The 24,837-nt window shown below is 37.5% G+C and carries 20 protein-coding genes; 15 read left to right on the top strand and 5 right to left on the bottom strand.

The features are described 5' to 3' along the window. Positions 1 to 483 precede the first annotated feature (483 nt). Positions 484 to 1,554 (bottom strand): NAD(P)H-dependent flavin oxidoreductase, encoded by a 1,071-nt coding sequence (locus tag AABJ51_RS08715; RefSeq protein WP_338375596.1) that lies wholly within the window; start codon positions 1,552 to 1,554, stop codon positions 484 to 486. Positions 1,555 to 1,912: 358 nt separating this feature from the next. Here AABJ51_RS08715 and AABJ51_RS08710 point away from each other — a divergent pair, with 358 nt between their 5' ends. Further along, a complete protein-coding gene (locus tag AABJ51_RS08710; RefSeq protein WP_338375594.1) occupies positions 1,913 to 2,644 on the top strand; it encodes a lysophospholipid acyltransferase family protein in 732 nt (243 codons plus the stop codon). A 66-nt stretch (positions 2,645 to 2,710) separates the two neighbouring features. On the opposite strand, the gene folD is transcribed toward AABJ51_RS08710, so the two are convergent. Further along, positions 2,711 to 3,592 (bottom strand): bifunctional methylenetetrahydrofolate dehydrogenase/methenyltetrahydrofolate cyclohydrolase FolD, encoded by an 882-nt coding sequence (gene folD, locus AABJ51_RS08705; protein WP_338375592.1) that lies wholly within the window; start codon positions 3,590 to 3,592, stop codon positions 2,711 to 2,713. Positions 3,593 to 3,686: 94 nt separating this feature from the next. Further along, positions 3,687 to 5,021, bottom strand: coding sequence for a signal recognition particle protein (ffh, locus tag AABJ51_RS08700; RefSeq protein ID WP_338375589.1), 1,335 nt, complete (start codon positions 5,019 to 5,021; stop codon positions 3,687 to 3,689). A 383-nt stretch (positions 5,022 to 5,404) separates the two neighbouring features. On the opposite strand from ffh, the gene AABJ51_RS08695 reads away from it, so the two are divergent. The 14 genes from AABJ51_RS08695 to AABJ51_RS08630 all read left to right on the top strand — a co-directional run bounded on the left by AABJ51_RS08695 (position 5,405) and on the right by AABJ51_RS08630 (position 22,029). Further along, complete coding sequence (locus AABJ51_RS08695; protein ID WP_026627991.1) at positions 5,405 to 5,872, top strand: MaoC family dehydratase; 468 nt, start codon at positions 5,405 to 5,407, stop codon at positions 5,870 to 5,872. 126 nt (positions 5,873 to 5,998) lie between these two features. Next, positions 5,999 to 6,979, top strand: coding sequence for a hypothetical protein (locus AABJ51_RS08690; protein WP_338375586.1), 981 nt, complete (start codon positions 5,999 to 6,001; stop codon positions 6,977 to 6,979). Beyond that, on the top strand, positions 6,976 to 7,956 hold the full coding sequence (locus AABJ51_RS08685) for a hypothetical protein (RefSeq protein ID WP_338375583.1): 981 nt from the start codon (positions 6,976 to 6,978) through the stop codon (positions 7,954 to 7,956). Before AABJ51_RS08690 ends, AABJ51_RS08685 begins: the two co-directional genes overlap by 4 nt. A gap of 57 nt (positions 7,957 to 8,013) precedes the next feature. Next, positions 8,014 to 9,108, top strand: coding sequence for a Nif3-like dinuclear metal center hexameric protein (locus tag AABJ51_RS08680; RefSeq protein WP_338375581.1), 1,095 nt, complete (start codon positions 8,014 to 8,016; stop codon positions 9,106 to 9,108). A 179-nt stretch (positions 9,109 to 9,287) separates the two neighbouring features. Beyond that, positions 9,288 to 10,052: a zinc ribbon domain-containing protein gene (locus AABJ51_RS08675; RefSeq protein ID WP_185095096.1), complete on the top strand. Its 765-nt coding sequence runs from the start codon at positions 9,288 to 9,290 to the stop codon at positions 10,050 to 10,052. A 235-nt stretch (positions 10,053 to 10,287) separates the two neighbouring features. Then, the gene (locus tag AABJ51_RS08670; RefSeq protein ID WP_338375579.1) at positions 10,288 to 11,061 is read left to right on the top strand and encodes a polysaccharide biosynthesis/export family protein; all 774 of its coding nucleotides are present in this window, start codon (positions 10,288 to 10,290) and stop codon (positions 11,059 to 11,061) included. A gap of 21 nt (positions 11,062 to 11,082) precedes the next feature. Next, complete coding sequence (locus AABJ51_RS08665) at positions 11,083 to 13,401, top strand: GumC family protein (RefSeq protein WP_338375577.1); 2,319 nt, start codon at positions 11,083 to 11,085, stop codon at positions 13,399 to 13,401. Between the two features lie 9 nt (positions 13,402 to 13,410). Continuing rightward, complete coding sequence (gene wzx / locus AABJ51_RS08660; RefSeq protein ID WP_338375575.1) at positions 13,411 to 14,817, top strand: O-unit flippase-like protein; 1,407 nt, start codon at positions 13,411 to 13,413, stop codon at positions 14,815 to 14,817. Then, positions 14,814 to 15,938 carry a hypothetical protein gene (locus AABJ51_RS08655; protein ID WP_338375573.1) on the top strand — a complete coding sequence of 375 codons (1,125 nt, stop codon included), beginning with the start codon at positions 14,814 to 14,816 and terminating at the stop codon, positions 15,936 to 15,938. Before wzx ends, AABJ51_RS08655 begins: the two co-directional genes overlap by 4 nt. Beyond that, positions 15,935 to 17,098, top strand: coding sequence for a glycosyltransferase family 4 protein (locus tag AABJ51_RS08650; RefSeq protein WP_338375571.1), 1,164 nt, complete (start codon positions 15,935 to 15,937; stop codon positions 17,096 to 17,098). Before AABJ51_RS08655 ends, AABJ51_RS08650 begins: the two co-directional genes overlap by 4 nt. Before the next feature lie 220 nt (positions 17,099 to 17,318). After that, a complete protein-coding gene (locus tag AABJ51_RS08645; RefSeq protein ID WP_338375568.1) occupies positions 17,319 to 18,431 on the top strand; it encodes a glycosyltransferase family 4 protein in 1,113 nt (370 codons plus the stop codon). A 3-nt stretch (positions 18,432 to 18,434) separates the two neighbouring features. Beyond that, positions 18,435 to 19,565, top strand: coding sequence for a radical SAM protein (locus AABJ51_RS08640; RefSeq protein ID WP_338375566.1), 1,131 nt, complete (start codon positions 18,435 to 18,437; stop codon positions 19,563 to 19,565). Positions 19,566 to 19,593: 28 nt separating this feature from the next. Beyond that, the gene (locus AABJ51_RS08635) at positions 19,594 to 20,691 is read left to right on the top strand and encodes a glycosyltransferase family 4 protein (protein ID WP_338375564.1); all 1,098 of its coding nucleotides are present in this window, start codon (positions 19,594 to 19,596) and stop codon (positions 20,689 to 20,691) included. Positions 20,692 to 20,931: 240 nt separating this feature from the next. Further along, on the top strand, positions 20,932 to 22,029 hold the full coding sequence (locus AABJ51_RS08630) for an HU domain-containing protein (protein ID WP_338375562.1): 1,098 nt from the start codon (positions 20,932 to 20,934) through the stop codon (positions 22,027 to 22,029). 181 nt (positions 22,030 to 22,210) lie between these two features. Here the strand turns inward: AABJ51_RS08630 and AABJ51_RS08625 are convergent, their stop codons facing one another. Beyond that, positions 22,211 to 22,720: a flavodoxin gene (locus AABJ51_RS08625; RefSeq protein WP_026627979.1), complete on the bottom strand. Its 510-nt coding sequence runs from the start codon at positions 22,718 to 22,720 to the stop codon at positions 22,211 to 22,213. Positions 22,721 to 22,759: 39 nt separating this feature from the next. Next, positions 22,760 to 24,796 (bottom strand): alpha-ketoacid dehydrogenase subunit alpha/beta, encoded by a 2,037-nt coding sequence (locus AABJ51_RS08620; protein WP_026627978.1) that lies wholly within the window; start codon positions 24,794 to 24,796, stop codon positions 22,760 to 22,762. Positions 24,797 to 24,837 lie beyond the last annotated feature (41 nt).

Genomic DNA, 24,837 nt, shown 5'->3' with positions numbered 1-24,837 from the left:
TTCAGGTCTCAGACCTATTGTTGTTATGCTTGATAAAACCTGAAAAAAGTATCAGACCTTTTTCAAGAAGTGCAAAGATAATACATAAACCGAAGAGTGGAAAATATCAGGCAGTTTATAAAGGATTTATGTACTTTATATCCGTATGATAGATAGGATTGATACATGCTGTAAAACATCTTTAATTATTTGTCTCGAATCCTAATCAAAGTTAAATAATGATTAGTTAGTGTAAAAAATACTCTATTTTTTTTCAAAATTGATAAGACATGTCTATATTTGCAACGTGTTTTTCATAGTATTAGATTTAAGGTTAATAATTGAGAATTAGGTTGTCGGGATGACAACCTTTTCTTTTTTGTATAAGGTTGTAGAGTAAGTTTTTATAGGTGATTTGATAGCCCCCCAAACTATATATTTGTAATAAAAACGTTCAACCTATCAAAAAATGAAAGATTGAACGTTAACTGAGTCGACATGGACTTATGCTTCTAATTGAGCTCCTCTGAATTCAGATTTCAGCCTTTCGATAACTTCTTTCACACTCGAAATTTTTTCAGAAAGGTGAACATTGATTCCTGTGAAGGCATATCCTTTTTTCATATTTCCTTTTGCTGCCTGATAAAGAGCTTGTACGATACAGTAAGGGCTTTTACTATAGTCGCATGTCTTGATACAATGAAATGGACAACTTTTGGGCACTTCCTGTCCTTTCTCCACACTTCGGATAAATTCTCCGTCAATAGCCCGTCCGGGCATTCCTACAGGGCTTTGGATTATTTTTATATCTTCTTGTTTAGCATTAACGAATACATTTTTGAATTCGGTTGATGCATCACACTCTTCCGTAGTGACAAATATTGTTCCCATTTGAACTCCTGAAGCTCCCATATCCAAAAAATGGTGTATATCTTTACCCGAAGAGATACCTCCCGCTACTATTACTGGTATGTCCTTTTCCTCTTTGTATTGAGTAGTGATATTTAAGACTTCAGGTATGATTTGTTCGAGAGAGAAATGTTCATCGTCTATTTGTTCTGTTTTAAAACCCAGATGTCCTCCCGCTTTAGGTCCCTCTATGACGATAGCGTCGGGAAGATAATTGTAGTTGTTTTTCCATTTATCGCATAGTATCTTAGCAGCTCTTGATGAAGATACAATCGGGACTAATTTTGTGGTGCTTTCTTTGGTCAGATAAGACGGCAGATCGAACGGCAGTCCGGCTCCTGCAAAAATCACATCTACTTTTTCAGAGATTGATGTTTTTACCATATCAGCATAATTGGTAAGTGCCACCATGATATTTACTCCTATTATGCCATTGGTTTTTTCTTTAGCCTTGCGTATTTCTTCTTTCAATCCAGAGATACATCGGCTAAGGTAGTTGCCCGGCTGTTTGCTGTATATCAACCCTAAGCCTGCACACGATATAACTCCGATACCTCCTTCATTGGCTACTGCCGATGCTAATTTGGATAAAGAAACCCCAACACCCATTCCTCCTTGAATGACAGGAAGTTTTACTTCCATATTTCCGATAAAAAATGATTTCATGAAATTATTATATGTTTAATTCTGAAAAAAAAATGTTGCTTAAACAATGAAAATGCTTTCTTATTGTAATCTCGTTTCAAAAGTAACTATTTAAAATGAAACTATTTTTGATTGGTGTAGATTTTTATTTTCTTTTTTGTAAAATTCTATAATATAGATTGTTAGTTTGGATTTGATTGTTCCTTATTAGAATGCAAATGATTGTATTTGTTCTTTTGTCGCTTGATGGGGTTAGGCTGATATCAGTATTATTGCTACTTTTAGGTTTCATTTATGGTCTCGGACTTTTATCTTGAGATAATTATAATTACTAATGCTGTTCTGGCTTAGAAGTGTGACATATATAACTATAAAACCAATGCGAAAAATCATCTCATATCCTCTTTCTGTAATTTATTACCTGCTTTTTGGCTTGACTCTTGTTATTTTCCATATTATACAATGGCTGAGTTTCAATTTATTCGGATACGATGCCCATAAGAAAAGTGTAGATGTATTGTGTTTTTTCTTGGTATTTAATACATACGTTCTGGGAACCCGATATAAAATAGAGGGGATTGAGAATCTTCCTGCAAATGAACCCTTGATAATTGCATCTAATCATCAGAGTTTGTATGATATAACTACGATCGGATGGTTTCTGAGAAAAATACATCCCAAATTTGTAAGCAAGATAGAGTTAGGAAAAGGTATTCCCAGCATTTCGTATAATCTTAATCATGGAGGTTCGGTACTTATCGACCGAAAAGACGCTAAACAGTCGTTGTCTGCTATCAGAAAATTAGGAGAATATATTGAGGAGAATAAACGTGCAGCGGTAATATTTCCTGAAGGAACAAGAAGTGTAACCGGAAAACCCGGGAAGTTTGCAGAGAACGGTTTGAAAATACTTTGTAAATATGCTCCGTCTGCTTATATGGTTCCCGTAACAATTAATAATGCATGGAAAATGACTCGATGGGGTGTGTTTCCTCTTGGAGCCGGAAATACCATTATATTGACTGTTCACAAACCGATTGCAGTGAATAGTATGCCTTTTTCTGAAGTTTTTGAGAAAACAGAGCATGCTGTTGTAAGCCGGATTATTTAATTATTAAAGCTCTAAGACCCACTCGTTATGTTGTGCAGGCGTATGCAATACGCCCGCACAATACAATTATTTGTATATGGCCTTTTTTCCTGCTAAAAGAGTATTTCTCATAAGCGAGATAATAGTCATCGGTCCCACACCTCCCGGAACAGGAGTAATATGACCTGCTTTTTTTGAGACTTCATCGAAAGCTACATCTCCTTTTAATTTAAAACCCGATTTGGTTTCTGTTGAAGGTACACGGGTTGTACCGACATCAATAATGGTAGCACCATCTTTAACCATATCACCTTTCAGAAATTCGGGTACACCCAATGCTGCGATAATAATATCCGCTTGCAGGCATATTTCTTTAATATTAGGAGTGCGGCTGTGGCAAACAGTTACTGTTGCGTCTCCGGGATAACCTTTCTGCATCATCAGATTAGCAACAGGTTTGCCTACTATATTACTTCTGCCTAGTACAACACAGTTTTTACCCGCTGTGGGTATTTCATAACGTTTCAACAGTTCCAATATACCGGCGGGAGTTGCCGATACAAAGCAGGGCAGCCCGATCGACATACGTCCTACGTTGATAGGGTGAAAACCATCTACATCTTTTCGATAGTCGATGGCTTCAATTACTTTTTGTTCGGATATATGTTTGGGCAGAGGTAATTGAACAATAAACCCGTCAACATCAGTATCGTTATTTAGACGGTCTACACAAGCCAGAATCTCATCTTCGGTTGCATCGCTTTCGTATCTGATAAGAGTCGATTTGAATCCTACGTCTTCACAGGTTTTTACTTTATTGGCAACATAGGTTTCGCTTCCTCCGTCATGACCAACCAATACTGCGGCCAAATGAGGGCGTTTTCCTCCCTGTTCTACTATTTGTTTTACTTCTGCCGCTATTTCCTGTTTCATTTGGGCAGATACTGCTTTTCCGTCTATTAAAATCATTGTTAAGGAAAGTTTCGGGTTGATATAATTTTTCTGAAAAATGAAAGAGGAATATCTCAATGGAATATTCCTCTTTATATACAGGTGGATAGTTTTATCTTCTCATTCCCGGCATTTTTGACATCAGTTTGCCTGCGCCTTTCATTTGAGTCATCATTTTCATCATTTTGCGGGTTTCGTCAAATTGCTTGATCAATTTGTTCACTTCCTGTATCGAAGTGCCGCTTCCTTTTGCTATACGTTGACGGCGGCTGCCGTTCAGTAACTCAGGACTTGTACGCTCTTGTGGAGTCATCGAGTAGATAATGGCCTCGATACTTTTGAAAGCATTGTCGTCTATATCTATATCTTTCATTGCTTTGCCGACACCGGGTATCATTGCAGCAAGATCTTTGAGGTTACCCATTTTTTTGATTTGCTGTATCTGAGATATAAAGTCGTTGAAATCGAATTGATTTTTTGCAATTTTCTTTTGAAGGCGACGGGCTTCCTCTTCATCGTATTGCTCCTGTGCACGCTCTACAAGTGAAACGATATCACCCATGCCGAGTATACGGTCAGCCATACGTTCGGGGTGGAACACATCTAGTGCATCCATTTTTTCGCCCATCCCGACAAACTTGATGGGTTTATTCACAATCGAACGTATCGAAAGGGCAGCACCACCACGAGTATCACCATCTAATTTGGTAAGAACAACACCGTCGAAGTCTAATCTGTCGTTAAATTCTTTGGCAGTATTTACAGCATCCTGTCCGGTCATAGAATCTACGACGAACAATATTTCATTTGGTTTTACGGCTTTTTTGATTGAGGCGATTTCTTCCATCATCGCTTCATCTATCGCTAAACGTCCGGCAGTGTCTATGATAACTACATCGTTTCCGTCGGCTTTAGCTTTCTTTATTGCGTTTTGAGCAATTTCAACCGGATTGTTATTGCCCTCTTCAAAGTAGACCGGAACATCTATTTGGGTTCCTAATACTTTCAATTGTTCTATTGCAGCCGGACGGTATATATCATCTGCTACAAGCAGAGGTTTTTTCCCTTTTTTTGTTTTAAGCAGATTCGCTAATTTTCCCGAGAAAGTAGTTTTTCCCGAACCTTGCAAACCAGACATCAAGATGATCGAAGGAGAACTTTTCAGGTCGATGTCTACAGCAGTTCCACCCATAAGCAAAGCTAGTTCGTCATGAACGATCTTTACCATCAATTGTCCCGGTTTTACGGCAGTAAGCACGTTTTGTCCGAGAGCTTTTTCTTTTACGATTTCAGTAAATTGCTTTGCTGTTTTAAAGTTTACGTCGGCATCAAGTAAAGCACGGCGTACATCTTTTAAAGTCTCCGCTACATTGATTTCGGTGATTTTTCCTTCACCTTTCAAGAGTTTAAACGATCTGTCTAATCTGTCACTTAAATTTTCAAACATAGAATTATGGTGTATCCTTAATTATGTAAATTGATAGAATTAATGATATGTTCTCAACCATAACCAAACTTCGGTTGTTCTATTTATCGAAGTGATAAAAGAATTATAACCTTAAATTCTGGAATATGTGTTGATAGATTGCACAAAGATAATAAAGTTTTTTTATCTCTGGTTGAGATTACTAGGTTAGCTTTTCTCTTGTATTTTTGGAATTAAGTAAAAAGCGTATATTTGTTTATGAATAGAGTGGTATAAGAGATGAACTGTTATTGATTATGCCATTGTGACGGGGATATATTAGGTGTAATATAAGCTTATCCTTCGAGCGTGAAATGAAAAAATAAATGGGTCAAAGACCTTAAAAAAACAGTAAAATAAATAATATGAGCAAAGTAGTAATTAATTCATTCGAAGATTTTGAAAAATATGTAGGACAGGAACTTGGTGTGTCTGATTATCTGAAAATAACTCAGGACAGGATCAATCTTTTTGCCGATGCTACATTAGATCATCAGTGGATACATGTTGATGTAGAAAAGGCCAAAGAAAAGAGCGCTTTCCATAATACTATTGCTCATGGGTATTTAACTCTTTCGTTATTACCTTATTTGTGGGATCAGATTGTGGAAGTGAATAATCTGAAAATGATGATCAACTACGGTATGGATAAGTTGAAGTTCAATCAGGCAGTGGTGGTTGACAGTGAAGTAAGGATCAGGGTGAAGTTGTTAAGCCTGCTCAATTTACGAGGAACTATCAAAACTGAGATGAGAGTAGTTATGGAGATTAAAGATTCTAATAAGAATGCTTTCGAAACGAATGTATTATTCTTATACCATTTTAATGATTGATTTAATAAATATTAAGGGGCTGATGAAGCCCCTTATTTTTTAGAAGTTCAGACTTGTTTATAGCTTAATACAATTACTTGCAAAATAATTTACGATGAAAAAACAATTGCTTTTTTTAGCTTTTCTATGCTGAGTTTAATTTCTCAAGCACAATGGAAAGACGGAGGGACGAAAATTACCACAACTCAGAATGTCGGGATTGGAACTGAAAATCCGGGATATAAATTGGATGTTGAAGGCGATTTAAGGTCACGTCGAGTAATCATCTCTTCTGGAGCATTGACCTTGAAAGATGATAATGTATTCTCGTATGATAGTAAAAAGATGTTTCATTATGGTTTACAGTGGGGCTCGGACTCTTGGGACAAAGAGGGTCATACTCTTTGGCAAAGTGGCTATGCCGGTATGAAGATGTTTACGGGCGGTTCTTCTCGCTTATCTATCAGTCGTTTAGGGAATGTGGGTATAGGTACTGATAATCCTGCGTATAAGTTGGATATCGAAGGTGATTTAAGATCAAGACGTATGATTCTTTCATCGGGAGTGCTAACCTTGAAAGAAACCGATGTGTTTTCTTATGATAATAAGAATGTTCCTCATTATGGCTTACAATGGGGCTCGGATTCTTGGGACAAAGAAGGTCATACCCTTTGGCAAAGTGGTTATGCCGGTATGAAGATGTTTACGGGAGGGCAATCCCGATTTGTTATTCATCGTTTAGGCAATGTTGGCATCGGAACAGATAACCCCACTCAAAAATTAGATATTGTTGGAAATGTAAAAGCTAACGGTGCATTTATAAACGGCATTGTATATGCTAATGAAATAAAAGTTGAATCAACTAAATGGGCAGATTTTGTTTTCGATAAAGAATATAAGCTTCGTTCGTTAGAAGAAGTAAAATCTCATATTGAAGAATACAAGCATTTGCCTGATATCCCATCGGAAGCGGAAGTTAAAGAGAATGGAGTAAGTTTGGGTGAAATGCAAGCAAAATTATTACAGAAAATAGAAGAGCTGACTTTATATGTGATAGAGTTGAAAGAAGAAAATCAGCAGATAAAGAAAGAAAATCAAGAGATCAAACAAAAATTACAAAACTTATGAAAAGTGCATTGACTATAATTTTATTAGCTTTAACTCTTTCTTCTTATGGACAATGGAAAGATGCAGGGACGAAAATTACCACAACTCAGAATGTTGGAATTGGAACTGAGAATCCGGGATATAAATTGGATGTAATAGGAATAAGTCGTTTTCAAAATGTTGTGTTATCAGATAATAGCAGGATTACAACAAATGTAAATGATTATTTTATGTATCAAGATAAAGTCATAGGGCATTATGCTCTGGATTGGGGGTATGATACATGGAACCCAGCTGAATATACATTGAGGATGAGCGCTTTTGGAGGTGTGAAATTTTTTACTCAGGGACAACTTCGTTTAGCAATCAGTAAGATAGGTAATGTTGGTCTCGGAACTGATAATCCGGCTTATAAATTAGATGTGGCAGGAGATATTAGAACTCAAAATATAGTTATTCCTCTTGGTGACAGATTGACGATCAATCTTAAAGATAATTTTACATATCAAGATAAAACCATTGGACATTATTCATTTGGATGGGTGCATGATTCTTGGAATACAGGCTCTGCGACTTTGTGGCAAAGTGCATATGCTGGAATTAAATTTTTTACTGCCGGACAATATAGAATGGGTATTAATACAAATGGCAATGTCGGCATTGGAACAGACAATCCTCAAAACAAACTGGACGTAGTAGGTACCATTCGTGCAACCGAAGTAAAAGTGGAGACCGGTTGGGCAGACTTCGTTTTCGATAAAGAATATAAACTTCGTTCGTTAGAAGAAGTCAAAGCTCATATAGACGAATACAAGCATTTGCCGGATATTCCAACGGAAGCGGAAGTTAAAGAGAACGGGGTAAGTTTGGGTGAAATGCAAGCTAAATTATTACAGAAAATAGAAGAGCTGACTTTATATGTGATAAAGCAAGATGAAAAAAATAAGGCCTTAGAGAAAGAAATTCAAAGCCTAAAGGCTATCTTAGCAAAAGAATAAGGTCGCAGACCTTTTTGTCTACCATAATACTTATACAAATACTTACCGGACTGAATTATGAAAATAAAAGAAATATTATCAGTGATAGAGCATTTGGCTCCGTTGCCATTACAGGAAAGTTTTGATAATAGTGGCGTTCAGGTCGGCGATGTAAATCAGGATGCCAAAAGTGTCTTGGTTTGTATCGATGTAACGGAAGATGTAATGACCGAGGCTATTCGTCTTGGCTGTAATCTGGTGATATCCCATCATCCGCTGGCTTTTCGCAGTTTTAAATCTTTAACGGGAAAGACGTATGTCGAGCGATGTATGATTCAGGCATGTAAGCATGATATTGTTGTATATGCAGCTCATACCAATCTGGATAATGCTTTTGGTGGTGTAAATTATGAACTTGCCCGAATCTTGAATCTCGAGCAGGTGAAAATTCTTGCACCTCAGAAGAAAATGTTAACTAAACTGGTAACTTTTGTTCCTCAGTCGCATGTCGAAAGTGTACGTGCCGTACTTTTCAATGCGGGAGCTGGAAATATCGGGAATTACGATGCCTGCAGTTTTAATGTTCCAGGTGAGGGAACATTCAGAGCCGGAGAAAATACCCATCCTTTTGTTGGAGAGAAAGGGGCACTGCATATAGAGGTGGAAGTTCGTATAGAGGTTATTCTTCCTGTATATAAACAAAACGATGTGCTCAATGCTCTACTGGCTGTACATCCGTATGAAGAACCTGCATATGATTTCTATATGCTCGAAAATTCGTGGGCTCAGGCCGGCAGCGGTATAGTGGGTACATTGCCGGAGCCGATGGAAGAGGAGGATTTTCTATATCAACTGAAAGATACTTTAGGCTTGTCTAGTATTCAGCATTCGCCATATTTAGGAAAACAGATACACGAAGTCGCCTTATGTGGTGGTGCGGGTGCGTTTTTGATACCTCAGGCTATTGGATACGGTGCGGATATATTTATAACGGGAGAGGCTAAATACAATGATTTCTATGATGTTGAAAATAAAATACTGCTGGCTACCGTAGGACATTACGAATCGGAAGTTTGTACAAAGAATATTTTTTATAATTTACTATCTGAAAAATTTCCGGATTTGGAACTCAATTTATCTCAGTTTGATGAGAATCCCGTAAAATACTTGTGAAATATAGAAGCTAAAATACAATTATTAGCCCTGAATGTATTATCTTTACATCCGGATAACAAATAGTAATCCGTTGTACGACGGCAGAGATATACTCCTGCAAAAGTATAAGATGTGGTAAATAAACAGGCGACTGTTTGCATACCGCATTTTTTTATCGAGAAAATTGAATAAATTAAATAAAAATGGCTAAGAAACAAGCAGAAAAAGAAATTCAGGTAGAAGATAAGCTGAAAACGCTTTATAACCTACAGGTTAAACTATCGGAAGTAGATAAGATTAAAATACTTAGAGGTGAGTTACCTTTGGAAGTTGCAGATTTGGACGATGAGATTGCCGGTTTGAAAACCCGTATCGGAAAGAATGAATCGGATCAGAAGGAATTCGAAACAGCTGTTTCGCAACAAAAACAAAAAATACAGGATTGTAACCTGAAAATTGAAAAGTATAAAGAACAGCTAGATAATGTTCGTAACAACCGTGAGTACGACCATCTAAGCAAAGAGATTGAATTTGAAACTCTTGAAATAGAACTGGCAGAAAAACGTATTAAAGAATTTACTCAGAATGTGAAAGCTTTAAAAGAACAGATCGAAAAAAGTAAAACATTCTTAGAGGAACGTTCTGCAGACCTTCATCAGAAGAAAGACGAATTGGACGAAATTATTGCTGAAACCAAACAACAGGAAGAACAACTTCGTGACGAGATCAAAGGTATTGAAGCCGAAGCTGATCCCCGTTTGCTACAAGCATTCAAACGTATACGTAAAAGCGCACGTAATGGATTGGCTATCGTAGCCATCGAGCGTGGTGCATGCGGAGGTTGTTTCAATAAGATTCCACCTCAAAAACAAATGGATATTAAATTGGGTAAGAAAGTAATCGTATGCGAATATTGCGGACGTATTATGATTGATCCTGAAATGGTAGGTATGGAAGAATAAACATTTTTCGATATATCATATAGGGGGCTTTTGAGTAAAATCAGAAGTCCTCTTTTTTTGTATAGTCGTTAATTTTTCTTGTTAAAATAGAGAACTCACCATGAAAAAAGTATCTTTGCTTTTGGTTATTTTTACAAAGATTAAGGTCTCAGACCTATTTTATTACTTTGGTAATTATAAATGTAACAGATAGCTAAATTGAAATAATATATCGTTAAATACTAGCTTTTGCTTAATGGGAAAAATTCACATTTCATTTTATGCAGTACTTGCTGTATTGCTTTGTTCGTGTGGCTCATCTAAAAATATATCCTATTTTCAGGATCTGGATTCTTATTTACAAAAAGAAGTGGCTATGAATGATTCGTTAAATCCGGTGCAGATTAAAACCGGAGACGAACTTGCAATTGTCGTTTCATCGGTCGAACCTCAGGCTGTAACTCCATTTAACCTGCCTTCGGGGCAAGGTAAGATGTCGTCGTATATTGTAGATGAACAGGGAGAGATCAACTTCCCGACTTTAGGTAAAATAAGGCTGAAAGGGCTATCGACAGATGAAGCCGTTGATTTATTACAGACCTGTTTGGAAGATTATGTGAAGAATCCGATTGTAAATGTACAGATCATGAATTTCAGAGTTTCTGTGTTAGGTGCAGTAAATGCTCCGGGTCCGGTCTTTTTTACAGGACAGCGGATGTCTCTGCTCGATGCTTTGGCTAATGCACGTGATCTGACCTTATATGGCAGGCGCGATAATGTTCTCCTGATAAGGGATAATGATGGTAAAAAGGAATTTATCCGTTTTGACCTTACAAAAAGCAGCGAAGTGTTTTCTTCTAAATATTTTTATCTGCAACAAAATGATATTATCTACGTTGAATCTAATAACGAGCATCAGAAAGATGCTAATATGAGCCAGCAAAAGCAGTTTAATCTGACTTTGATTACGACTGCTATTACTACTGTGATCAGTACAGTATCTTTAATTATTGCGGTGTCAAATAAATGAGGCTGCTTGCTGTTAAAAAGTATGAGTAAAAAAAATAATTCAGAATTTGTAAATGTAGGGGACGTTATTCTCAAATACAGCCGGCATTGGAAATGGTTTCTGATATCCATTGTCTTGTGTGTATTTGTTGCTGTAGCATACATTAAAACGGTAGACCCTACTTACTATATATTATCGAACATAAAACTGAGATCAGAAGAGGAGGGGGCAAAGATAGCATCGTCTCTTGTGAGGAGTTTTGGTTTAGGCAGTATTGCCGGATCGGATAATATTACTGACGAATCGGCTGTTATCAGTTCACAGAGCCATATGCGGGATATGATTTACAGTCTCGGTCTGCATACTACATACGACCTTAAAAAATTTCCGTTTGATAAATCTTTGTACAATTCGTCTCCTGTTATTTTGGATGTACCTCGCAGTGTGATGGATACTTTATCAATGCCTATTGAATTTACGGTGAAGGTAAATGACGACAAGTCGGTAGAAATAAAAGCTGAGGCAGATGACAAAAATATAGGAGAATATAACTTTTCTACATTACCGGCTGATGTGAAGACTATTTACGGAAGTTTCCATTTTAAATATTCAGGGAAATCAATTGGTAAAACCTCTTATAAACTCGATGTTAATTTATACGGGTTGGATTATGCCGCCGAAAAGTTTAAAGACCGCATAGCTGTTGCGCCAACTACTGAAAAATCAGATATTATTTATCTGGGGATAAAAGATGTAGATCGTCAGCGTGGGCGGGATATTTTGAATAAACTGGTGGAACTTTATAATGAAGATGCCAAACTGGAAAAGAATGAGGAAGCCGAAAATACTGCTTCTTTTATTAAAGATCGTATTGATTTGCTTGCCACAGAGTTGAGTGTTATAGAAAAAAAGCAGGAAGCCTTCAAACGGGATAACGGTATAACAGATATTGCCATAGAGTCGAGAGCATTTATTGATAAGTATCATGATCTGCAAGAGAAAACAACCGAGGCTAATATTCAGATGGACATTGCTTCGATGCTCGATAGGTATGTAAACGATCCGAGGAATAAATACGAACTGATACCTACCAATACGGGAGTTCTACCTGGAACTATGGAAGCTATACGAGCTTATAACAGTGCTGTATTGGAACGTACCCGCTTACTTCAAAATACAAAAGAAAGCAATCCTGTACTGATTTCTCTGAATGAACAGATCGACTTGCTCCGTAAGAATGTGCAGACCAGTGTAAGCAACTCAAAAAGAGACTTGACTATGCGTAAAAAAGATTGGGCAGGTCTGGAAGGTGAAATGCAGTCTAAAATGTCGGGGATGCCAAAACAGCAGCGTGAATATATCGAGATAGAACGCCAACGTCAGGTTAAATCCGATTTGTATGTTTTCTTATTGACCAAGATGGAAGAAACTCAGCTTACTCTGGCATCTACTACACCCAAGGCAAAGGTGATAGATGGTGCATATAATATATGGAAGCCGATTGCCCCCCGAAAGATGATGATATTGGCTATAGCTCTGCTTATGGGGGTGCTGTTGCCTGTAATTATTCTTTATCTGATAGATGTATTTAAGTTTAAGATAGCGTCGAAAGAAGAACTCGAAGAGGCGACATCGGTTCCTGTTTTGGGTGAGATCTGCTTGGATAAAAATGCAGGGAATATTGCTGTAGCCGAAGGAATCAGCACTTCTACGGCTGAACTGTTCCGCCTGGTGAGAACCAATCTTCAGTTTTTGATGAAGAAGCATGAGAAGGTGATATTGGTTACTTCGAGTATCTCAGGTGAAGGAAAATCTTTCTTTACGGTGAATCTGGCTTTGTCTTATTCATTGATAAAAAAGAAGAAAGTAGTACTTGTAGGTTTGGATATACGTAATCCTAAATTGAGCGAATATTTATCTATTCAGCGAAAGGATGGAATGACTGTTTATCTGGCATCGGATGATATGAAACCGGAGGAGATAGTTATTCACAGACCCGATTTGCACGAAAATATTTATGTTGTGCCTGCGGGACCTATTCCTCCCAATCCTGCTGAACTGTTATTGAATGATCGTCTGGATGAAATGTTCGATTACCTGCGGGCTAATTTCGACTACGTTATTGTAGATACGGCTCCTGTAGGGATGGTATCGGATACTTTCAGTCTCGATCGGGTTTCTGATGCAACGGTTTACCTGTTTAGGGCAAACTATACGAATAAATCTCATCTGAAATTTGCCGAATCGATAGTAAATGAAGATAAACTGAAAAAGATGTCGATCGTAATCAATGGCACTACAACCAAAGCTGCTTATGGATATGGGTACGGACATCAGCACAGTACTGTAAACAAGAAATAGCATATCATTTTGAGTAAGATAGTTATCACCCGCAAAGATGTTATATGGGGATATGTGGCTCAAGCATGTAATATTGGGGCTAATATTCTTGTTTTGCCTGCTATTTTTAAATTTCTACCATCCAGTACTTTGGGAGTCTGGTATGTATTTGTTAATCTGGGAATGTTTTCCACTCTTATAGGAATCGTTTTCCAGAATTCTTTTTCCCGAAATATAGCTTATGCTTTCGGAGGGGCAACCTCTTTATTGGAAGACGGAGTTGATGAAGAAGCTCAGGTATTGCCCGATGCCAACTATCCGTTTATAAAATCTCTTTTGTATGCTATGCAACGCTTTTATGTCTATGTCTCGCTGGGGATGGGCGTATTGTTGATTTCAGCAGGTTCATTATATATCTATTATCTGACAAGGGATTTTCCTGATCAGTCGGTTGTATTATATTCGTGGGTGTTGTATGTCGCCAGTACTGTATTCGGTTTTTACTGCATCAACTTTTATAGTATTCTGCAAGGACGTGGATATATAAAAGAACACAATCAACTGATGATTATCAACAGGACAATTTACCTGTTGTTAGCTTATATTTTCTTGTTCTCTGGGTATGGGATACTGGGTGTTGTAGCAGCTAATTGCATTTCAGGAGTAGTTAATTTTCTGACCGGAAGGTTAATGGCCTACAAAGATGGTTTAAGACATATTCTCAAAAATGTAGAAATATCTTCGGTAAATATGATGTCGGTAGTCTGGCGAAATACATACAGACAGGGTATAGCTAATCTGTCTATGTATATTTCGACTAAAGGCAGTTTATTTTATGCATCACTCTTTATTCCGCTTGCTACAATCGCTAAATACGGATTGAGTTTACAGGTTATAAATGTGTTGACGACTATAGCTTTACTCTATTTTTCCAGTTATCTGCCTTATGTTGCCCAAAGTTGGATTACTCATAATTATACGAATATCCGCCGGATATATACTAAAAGTCTCGTATTGATGCTTATTCTGTATATTTCGGGATGTACCGCTGTATTTCTATTCGGAAACTGGGGATTAAGGCTTATCGGTAGCGGAACTACCCTGCTGCCTGCAGAACCTCTGTTGTTATTGTTCGTTGTATATCTGCTTGATTCCAATCAGGCTTTGGCCATCAATCTGATATCATCGAGTAATAAAGTACCCTATATGCCGGCTGCTATTGTGTCTGCCGTTGCAATATTTATACTTATGCCCGTATTGATTATTGTATTTGATCTGGGTGTTAGTGGGGCTATACTGGCAATAGGACTGGTGCAATTATGCTATCATAATTGGAAATGGGTTGCAGATGTGTCAAAACGTCTCAGATTAAATTATATACAACAGATACAGCTGGGTGTACAATGTTGGTTAACTAAGGATAGGGTAAGGCGATGAATGATATTCTTGAGAAAATACGAAAGCCCAGCTTATTTATCCTGTTGTTGATACTCAATTTCAGATTTCTATTTACGGTGGTATTAAACGACCGGATGGAGATTCTCTCTGTATTGACAATTGTGTTTTTTCTGCTGTCTTTCGATTATTCATCCCTGCGTAAAGAATACCTCTATTGGCTGGGAATATTCATTGTGATTTCGGTTTTCGATTTTACGAAATATAAGCTCAATGTACTCACTCCGTTAATTATAATGCAATGTGTTTCTACATTTAATCTGAAAGAATACCTTCGTTTCAATATACTGATTCTCGGAACAACTGCGGTAGGTATGCTGCTTGTTTTTGGAACAGGGCATGTTATTCAATCCGATTTTTTCAGTATAATACGTGTCAGAAGTGATTTTGGATACGGGCATCCCAATACTGCAATGATTTATTATTGGGGGCTGTTTGTTTCTCTCGTTTTATATTGTTATTTGTCGAAATACCGCAACTTTATGTGGATATTGTTGGGAGGGCTTCTTCTGGCTAGTACTTATTTCTATCTGGAGACTGATTCCCGAAGTTTTCTTTTTGCGGTGGTTGTTTTTGTTTTTGTGCTTGTCTATTATGGTCTAAGAAAGAGGTCGGTACGTGATTATCATATAGGCTATTCCAGATATATATTATACGCTTTGCCCGTTGTTTTTACATTGCTGTCACTGTACTTTGGAATATTTGCAAATGATTATCCGAAGATTAATATTCTGTTCAGTACTCGTCCTGCCTTATATAACGAGTTGCTGCAAAGTTTGTCTCCTCTGCAATACCTTTTCGGAACAACCGCATTTGACCGTATTATTATCGACAGTACCTATATGCATTTGCTTTTCGAAGCGGGTGTTCTGTTATTTGTGTATTTTGTCTGGCTGTATTATTTCGCCATGAAGAATATTGTAAAACAGCAAAATTACATTGTGATTGCGGTGATGGTCAGTTTTCTGGTATACGGATTGATGGAGTCTTTGCTTTTGTTCTGTGTAATTATCGGCAATAACCTGTTTTGGGTATTGATGTATCGTTACCGCTATGGAATAGAAGACGGCTTTGATGTCGAACGAAAAACGGAAGAAGAATGAAAATTGTATATTGTATGATAGATTCCTCATCATCAGGAGGTATGGAGCGCAGTATATGCACTAAAGCTAATTATCTGGCTGATGTATGCAGATATGATATCACCATAATAACGACTGATAGGGGAGAGCGTCCTAATTTTTTCAATTTCTCCACAGCCATACGCTTTATAGATCTTGGCATTAATTATAAAGAACTACAACAAAAATCATTTATAAAAGGAGTCTTCAGCCAGATAAGAAAGAGAAAACTCCATAAAGAGAGGCTGGAACAGGTTTTGAATGAACTAAAGCCAGATATATGTATTTCTACATGTACCCATGAATTTACTATTTTACCCCGTATTCACGACGGAAGCCGTAAAATAGCAGAGTTTCATTTCTGCCGTCCTTATAAAGAAATAGAATACAGTTTATTACCTGTCTCTTATTTAACACGTCTCAAAGCATTATGGGGAGAGAAGAACAAATACCGCTATGTGGGTAAGTATGACGCTTTTGTTGTTCTGACCGAAGAAGATAAGAAGCGTTGGAGCGAATTTTCGAATGTAGAGGTTATACCGAATGTGCTTTCCTTTTATCCTGAAAATTATAGCTCTTACAGCCAAAAACGTGTGATAAGCGTGGGACGGTTATCTCCGCAGAAAGCTTTTCATCATTTGGTAGATATCTGGAAGATAGTAAATGAAAAACATCCCGATTGGGTTTTGGATATTTATGGCGAAGGCCGTGAATATGACTCTATTGCAGAAAAGATTAAGATAGAAGGCTTAAGCGGTAAAGTATTTTTGCACAATCCCGTACAGAATATAGAAGATGCTTATCAGCAGGCATCGATTTATGTGATGTCATCACTGTATGAAGGTTTTGGTCTGGTTTTGGCTGAGGCTATGGCATACGGATTGCCCTGTGTCTCCTTTGATTGTCCGAGCGGCCCATCGGAGATTATTTCGAATGATAGGAACGGATATATTGTTCCTGTTGGAGAGGTCAATCTTTTTGCAGAGAAGATTATTTCTCTGATCGAAAACGAAGAACTTAGAAAACAGAAGGGAAATATGGCTCATGCTGATATCAAACGCTTTTTGCATGATAATGTGATGCCGGATTGGATTCATTTATTTGAAAAGATGAAGGGTAAGAAGTCGGAATTTTATCTATAGAGAACATCAGTCATCAGCTGAAAAGGAAAAAAGGAACATCAGAAAGTGTACATAAAGTGTGTTACCTTTGTAACCTTTTGAACAATTATCAATGATCAGTAAGTGATGAACGATGAAGAATTACCACTGATAATTGTTTATTGATAATTGAACATTGAGATTGTTACTTTTGTAACCTTTTGGAAAAATAAATAATGCTAACTGATTTAGAATAAAAGGAATGGAGGTAAATAAAAATATAACGGTAGTCGCTTGTTATTTCGGTCCTAAATTGGGGGTAGGGGTTTTTACTGAAAAGCTCTTAACACATCTCTGCCCTTTATTGTTAGAGAATGGATACAACGTATCCTTAATCACGAATAACAATGTTTTGAATAATTCGCCTCAGATTAACATTGACGGTGTCGATATTGTCTGCCCTGCGGAATTAGACAAAACGATTCCTTCTAAAATGTATTTTCTGCGGAAGTTCGCGAAGACCGTTTATGTGAAAGACGCTAAGTATGTTTTATTTCTTGCCGATTCGGTGATTGGTGAAGGCATAACTAATGCGGTGTCTATCGTTCATGATATTAATGAGTTTGATATCGAGAATAAATTTGGATTGATCAGAACATGGTTTCGTAAAAAGATGATCGGTTCGGTTATTGAGAGGGCGAATAAAATTGTAACCATTTCGGAGTTTGTGAAAGATCAGATTGTTAAATATTTTCCATGTAAACAATTCGAAGGGCGTTTATCCGTTATCCATAATGGAATAGATTTTGCGGAATCATCTGCGATTGAGATTTCAGACGATAATTCGGCTCCTTATTTTTTGATTGTCGGGCGTATAGATCCTAAAGGGAAAAAATTATATGAAGCTTTAAAAATATATAAGGCATATAAAGCTAAAAATCCGGAGTTTAGATTAAAAATAGCCGGAGCTGTAAACGAGTTCTGTGAAAAAGAGGCGACCGTATTTTTGTCCACCATTGAGAAAATGGATGGTATAGAATATTTGGGGTATGTGAGTGACGAAAATCTCGATGGCTTATACCGGAATGCTTTTGCTACAATCTTTTATTCGGAATTTGAAGGATTTGGATTTCCTTTGCTCGAAGCTTTTTATAGGGGATGTCCTGTGATAACAAATTCGGATAATCAGGTCAATAACGAGCTGGCTGAGGGGTATGATGTGAAAATATCTCCACAGGATCTCGATAATCAGGAAATGATTTGCTGGAAGATCGACATGATCCGTCAGATGGATCGTGAGGCTCTCAAGTTAATAGCAGGGCACTATACATGGAGCAAAACTGCCCGTGCATATTTTAACTTACTCAACGAATGATAAATGAACAAGATACCATTACCAACTGATGTTTCAATAATAACAACCTATCGATGCCAGATGCGTTGCCAGATGTGTAATATCTGGAAATATCCGTCTGATTCGAAACTCGAAATATCAGCTCGTGATCTGGAAATACTGCCAAAGTTGAAGTTTGTTAATATTACCGGTGGAGAACCGTTTCAGCGGAAAGATATATCGGATATCGTTGCCGTTGCATTCGAGAAAGCTCCACGTGTAGTTATTTCAACATCCGGATGGCATTACGACAGGATTGTCGATTTGGCAAGACAGTATCCGAATATAGGAATAAGAGTAAGCATAGAAGGGCTTTCGCAGCTTAATGATGAATTGAGAGGACGTGCCGGAGGTTTCGATAGAGGGCTGAAATTGCTTCTCAAACTTCGTGAAATAGGTGTAAAAGACATTGGCTTTGGCATTACGGTTTCGAATCGTAATTCTCAGGATATGCTCCAGCTGTACAGATTGGCAAAGGAACTGAAGCTTGAGTTTGCTACTGCCGCTTTTCATAATTCATTTTATTTCCACAAGGAAGATAATGTTATAACCAATCAAAATCAGGTTATTGCCGATTTTGAAGAATTGATAAACCTGTTGCTGAAAGAAAATCATCCTAAAAGCTGGTTCAGAGCTTTTTTTAATTTAGGATTGATTGGATATGTTAAAGGAGAAAAGCGCATGTTGCCGTGTGAAGCCGGAACGGCGAACTTCTTCATTGAACCTTATGGTGATGTATATCCGTGTAACGGTTTGGAAGACCGCATATGGAAGGAAAGCATGGGAAATATAAGGGATTTTTCTTCATTTGAAGATTTATGGTATAGCGAGCAAGCGGAACGGGTTAGGGATATGGTTCGCCAATGCCCAAAAAATTGCTGGATGGTTGGGACTGCTGCTCCCGTGATGAAAAAGTATATAAAGCACCCTGCTATGTGGGTGATTAAAAATAAGATAAACAGCTTATCGGGTAAAAAGGCCGATACCGGTAATATTCCATATTTTAATGTCGGACAGGATATACGGCAGGGAGACCTTGATTTCTCGAGGATGCAGCCGTTTACCGATACCAATGGGGTAAGACCCGATGCCACACTGCCCTTAGTTGACGAATAGGGATTTATGCCTTTTTTTGATTCATATTATGAAAATATTTGTTACAGGTACACGAGGAATACCCCATATACAAGGGGGAGTGGAAACACACTGCGAAAATTTGTATCCACGTATCGTAGGGATAGGAGGAGATGTTACACTTATACGACGCTCTTGTTATGTAGATGAGAACAATAAGATTCGGATTTTTAAGGGAGTGAAGCTGAAAGATACATATGCTCCGAGGAAGAAAAGTCTCGAGGCTATAGTGCATACATTTCTTGCAGTGATATATGCTTTCTTTAAGAGAGCTGATGTGATCCATTTTCATGCAATCGGACCATCTATATTTTCTCCTTTGGCAAAAGTTTTAGGTATGAAAGTGGTTGTAACACATCATGGGGCTGACTATGAAAGGGAAAAGTGGGGATTGTTTGCCAAATTTATTTTAAAGACCGGAGAGCGTATGGCTGTATTATTTGCCGACCGTATTATTGTAATATCAGATAAGGTTAAAAATGATGTCGCCTCTAAATATGGGAGAACTGATGATGTGTACCTTATTTATAATGGAGTAAATAAAGCTCATATAATAGAGTCTGCAAGTTACATCTCGACTTTAGGTTTGGAGAGCAGAGGTTATATTCTGGCCTTAGGGCGATTTGTTGAAGAAAAAGGCTTTCATAATCTTATAGATGCTTATCTGGAGAGTGCCGCAAAAGATCATTATCCTCTGGTGATAGCAGGTGATGCAGACCATGCTACTAAATATTCCATAGCCTTGAAGAAGAAAGCAAAGAACAGTGGTGTAATTTTACCCGGAATGGTTACGGGTGATAATCTGGCTGAATTATATTCGCATACCCGATTATTTGTGCTGCCTACATTTCATGAAGGTATGCCTATTTCCTTATTAGAAGCTATGAGTTATAACTTGGATGTGCTTGTCAGTAATATTCCTGCAAATATGATGCTGATAAGAAACGATGAATCGTTGTTTAATCCACATGATATAAGGGAATTATCATCTAAATTAGATAGTAAGATACAAAAAGGCTTAGTCCCCAAAATATATGACCTGTCAGATTATAATTGGGATGAAATAGCTGATAAAACTTTTGATGTACTGAATTTTACGAAGAAATGAACTTTTCTTCACTTTAATATGTTTTCCAATAGTATTAGATTCAAGGTTCGGTTATGCAATATTAGTAAATATTTTATCAGAGAGTTAGAAAAAATACATGTTCTTTAACATCCTTTAGATTTATCGTGTTCTAAAGACTATTTTTTATTAAAGAAGTGAAGTCAGACTTGATAAATAAATTCTATTGACTTTTGTAGTTTCTGATATTCTTTGCTTCGCAATAACTTTTATCTTTGTATTATGAAAGAATTCTCCTTACATATAAACTCCTTGATTCAAAAGCACGATTGTGTTATTATTCCTGATTTTGGAGGATTTGTCTTACGGCGTGATGTTGCTAAGATTGCTGATGACGGAGCTATTATACCTCCTCAGGTATCTGTCGGCTTTAATCCCGATCTGAAATACAATGACGGGTTGTTGGCTGAGTCTTATATGAATATGTACTCTATATCTTATGATATTGCTTGTAAAAAAATAGGTGATGTTGTGTATCGCTTGAATACGATATTAGGTTTGAGACAACCTGCGCCTATAGGCAATCTGGGTACTCTTATTTTAGATGAGGAAAAGAGGTTGAGTTTTATTCCTAACAGCGAATTTTCTTTATATCATCCTGAAACATTTGGGTTGGATACCTTAGAAATAAAAAAACTTGCTGATATTGAAGTAAGCCGTAAAGTGGAGATTGTTGCAAATCGCAAAAATCTATATCAGAGGATCGTTGTTAGTGTGGGTGCTGCAGCTGCAGCTGTTGCTGTCTTTTTTGTGACATCAACTCCTATATATGAACCCAAAGAAAGCCAGATGCAAAAATCGGGATTCTTTACAGATATCATAACACCTTCTCAGTCTGCAAAAAAGATCTCTCAATCTGAGATAGCTCATAATGCTTTGAGTAGTGTAGATGTTGTTGAACCTTCTGAGAATGCTCTTTCTGAATCTGTTTCAGGTAATGATCCTGAAAATTTGAATAAGAACGAGATTAAATCGGTCTCTGATGTTTCGAATAATGCCTCCTTGAATAATAAAGGACAGGATAATAATAAGAATTTGTCAGCCGCAAAAACAATAGCAGTAGAGAATGCTGTGAAAACTAATTCTCATCTGTATTATGTTATTATAGGTAGTGCCAGTTCTAAGACTGAAGCAAAACGTTTGTTACTTCAGTTGAAATCTCAGGGTTATAGAAGTGCTTCGGTTCTTGAATCTAAAGAAAGACCACGTATATATATAAGTGTATTCGAAGATAAGGGGCAAGCTGAACAATATGCAGCTAATTTTAGACGCAATAATCCTAAGTTGAATGATGCTTGGATTTACTCTAAAAGAAATTAAGTTTATCTCCTTTGTAATAAGAATTATTCTATTTGACTATATTTGAATAAAAGCCGAAAGTTTAACTTTCGGCTTTTTATTTACTTGAAAACTAGAAGGTTTTCGTTCCTTTGTTTTAGTGGTATATAAAACTATATCTTTTGTGAATCCTTTGTTTGATTAGTTTTATATAATTGTAGTTTTATTTATTTAGCTCCTGTTTCAACTGAGCTACCCAATTGCTGATGCGTTCTTCATTTTTGCTTGCCTGATTTTCATAATCGATCACCAAACCTAAGAACTTTCCGTCTTTAAGAGCTTCTGAATGGTCAAATTTATAACCTTCAGGAGATGTAAATCCAACCACTTTGGCTCCGTTTGTCTCGAATAGTTTGGCTAGAATTCCTATGCCATCAGCAAAATTATCAGGATACTTTACTTGATCTCCAAGACCGAAGATTGCCACTTTTTTACCCTTCATCTTTACTGACTCCAAGTCTGGTAATAGTTCGTCCCAGTAGGATGGAAGTTCTCCATCAAACCAGGTTGAAGCACCGGCGATAATATTGTCGTACTTTTCGAAGTCTTCAGCTGATGCTTCTTCTATGGCTATTATATCTATATCGGCATCACCAAAAGCTTCTTTGATCTTCTTTCCGATCTTAGAGGTTTTACTAGTTTCTGTGCCGAAGAATAATCCTATCTTTTTCATAATTTCGTGTTTTGTCTATTTTAAGTATATCCCGTTTTGTTAGAATTCTAATATTCTCTTTGCAGCCTCGTAGATTTTTTCTTCATTTGGTAAAACTGCTCGTTCTAGAATTGTATTGAATCCTACAGGGGTGAAAGTTGAACCGACACGTTTAACCGGAGCATCGAGATATTGGAAAATCTCTTCATTGATAGATGAAACAATTTCACCGCCAAAGCCGCCGAATACTTTATCTTCGTGTACAATCAATGCTTTATTGGTTTTCTTTATAGATTCAAAGATTGTTTCTTTATCAAGAGGCATCAATGTCCGCAGGTCTATTACTTCAACACTCCAACCATTTTCCTGAGCCAGACGTTCGGCTACAGTCAAACTAAATAAGAGGGTATTACCATAAGTGATGATTGTAAGGTCTTTTCCTTCTCGTCTGATACGGGCTTTTCCGAATGGTACTTCAAAATCATCGGGAATCACAGCTGATGCTTCTACGGAGTTATATTGGCATTTGGGCTCTAGGAATACTGTCAAGCCCTGTGAGCGTAAGCTTGTGCGAAGCAAACCTGCTGCATCGTCGGCGAAACAGGGATACACGACGCGTGATCCTGGTAATGTTGTAAATACGGCCTCGAGATTCTGAGAGTGGTACATACCACCTCCGATATAACCTCCGGATGCCAAACGAAGTGTAATATTGGGTGAAAACTGTCCGTTACTTCTCCAATAATCATGTGTACATTCTATATATTGTTCCATTGCCGGCCAGAAATAATCCGCAAATTCAGCTCCTTCGACAACTACTCTGATCTTCGGATCAAACCGGCTCATTCCGTTGGCTGTACCTACAATGAAGTCTTCGGCAATCGGAGCATTGAATACTCGCTCTTCACCAAATTCTTGCTGCATTCCCTTTGAAACATTAAAGACTCCACCTTTCTCCTTGTTAGCGACATCTTGTCCCCATAGGAAAGTATCAGGATTGTGTCTGAACTCGGCTTTAAGTGTTTCATTGATAGCTGTTACCAGATTTTTCTTTTCTCCTTGTTCGTCATGAGTCCCGTCAACATACTTTTGAGGCACATAAGGATCTGGAGTCACAAAATCGAAAATCGATTTAGGATCGGGATCCGGTGCAGCCAATGCTTTCTTATTAGCCTGACTCAGTTCTTTTTTGACAGCTGCTTCAATTTCTTTTAATTCTTCTTCGGTAAATCGTTTGTAACGTATCAGCATTCTCCTGAATTTCAACAATGGATCGGCTGCTTTAACATAAGCCAATTCATTTTCGTCGCGGTATAGTGTATGTTTATCCGAATTGGAGTGAGAGCCTATACGAACGCAGTTGGCTTGTACTATTACCGGAGTACGGTTTTCGATAGCATATTCGCGAGCTTCTGTCATTGCATTCATAGAATCGAAAACGTCTTTTCCGTTACAATGAATAATACGTAGATTTTTAAAGCCACTGAAATTATCTGCAACCTTACGGTTTGCGGTCTGATCCTTTTTAGGAACCGAGATACCATAGCCATTGTCCTGAATAACAAATATCACAGGCAGGCGTTCTTTTGATGCTCCATTAATAGCTTCGTATACATAACCTTCGGATGTAGCTGAGTCTCCATGAGAAGTGATCGCTACACCTTTATGTTTATAATAAACCATTGCACGAGCTACCCCTACAGCATGTAAATCGTGGTTACCTGTTGCTGATGATACATTTTCGATGTGCCATTCGGGTTTAGCGAAGTGATTTGACATATGTCGTCCTCCACTCGCAGGATCGGTAGCTTTAGAGATACCATTAAGAATCAGTTCCTCGGCTGTTACTCCCGCTGATAATACTGTAAGCATATCTCGGTAATAAGGGAACATAAAGTCTTTGCCTTTTGTGAAAACCTGTCCCATAGCCAACTGTATACCATCGTGTCCTGCATAAGGAGCATGGTAAGACCAGCCTAATGACTGCAAGAGATATGCAGGAGCTTTTTCGTCGATAGCTCTACCTAGTGTCATCAGGTGATACCACTTTTTCAGAGTTTCTTTATCTGTACTTTTTATGTCGTATTTCTTATTCATGTCTGATTTGTTTTAGTCATTGAACATTGGAAAATTAAGGC

This window comes from Indolivaga capnocytophagoides (genome assembly GCF_036511535.1).
In the GTDB taxonomy this organism is placed as follows: domain Bacteria; phylum Bacteroidota; class Bacteroidia; order Bacteroidales; family Dysgonomonadaceae; genus Dysgonomonas_A; species Dysgonomonas_A capnocytophagoides.
Note: the sequence above shows the minus strand (reverse complement) of the source record. Positions and strands in the feature narration are given on the sequence as shown.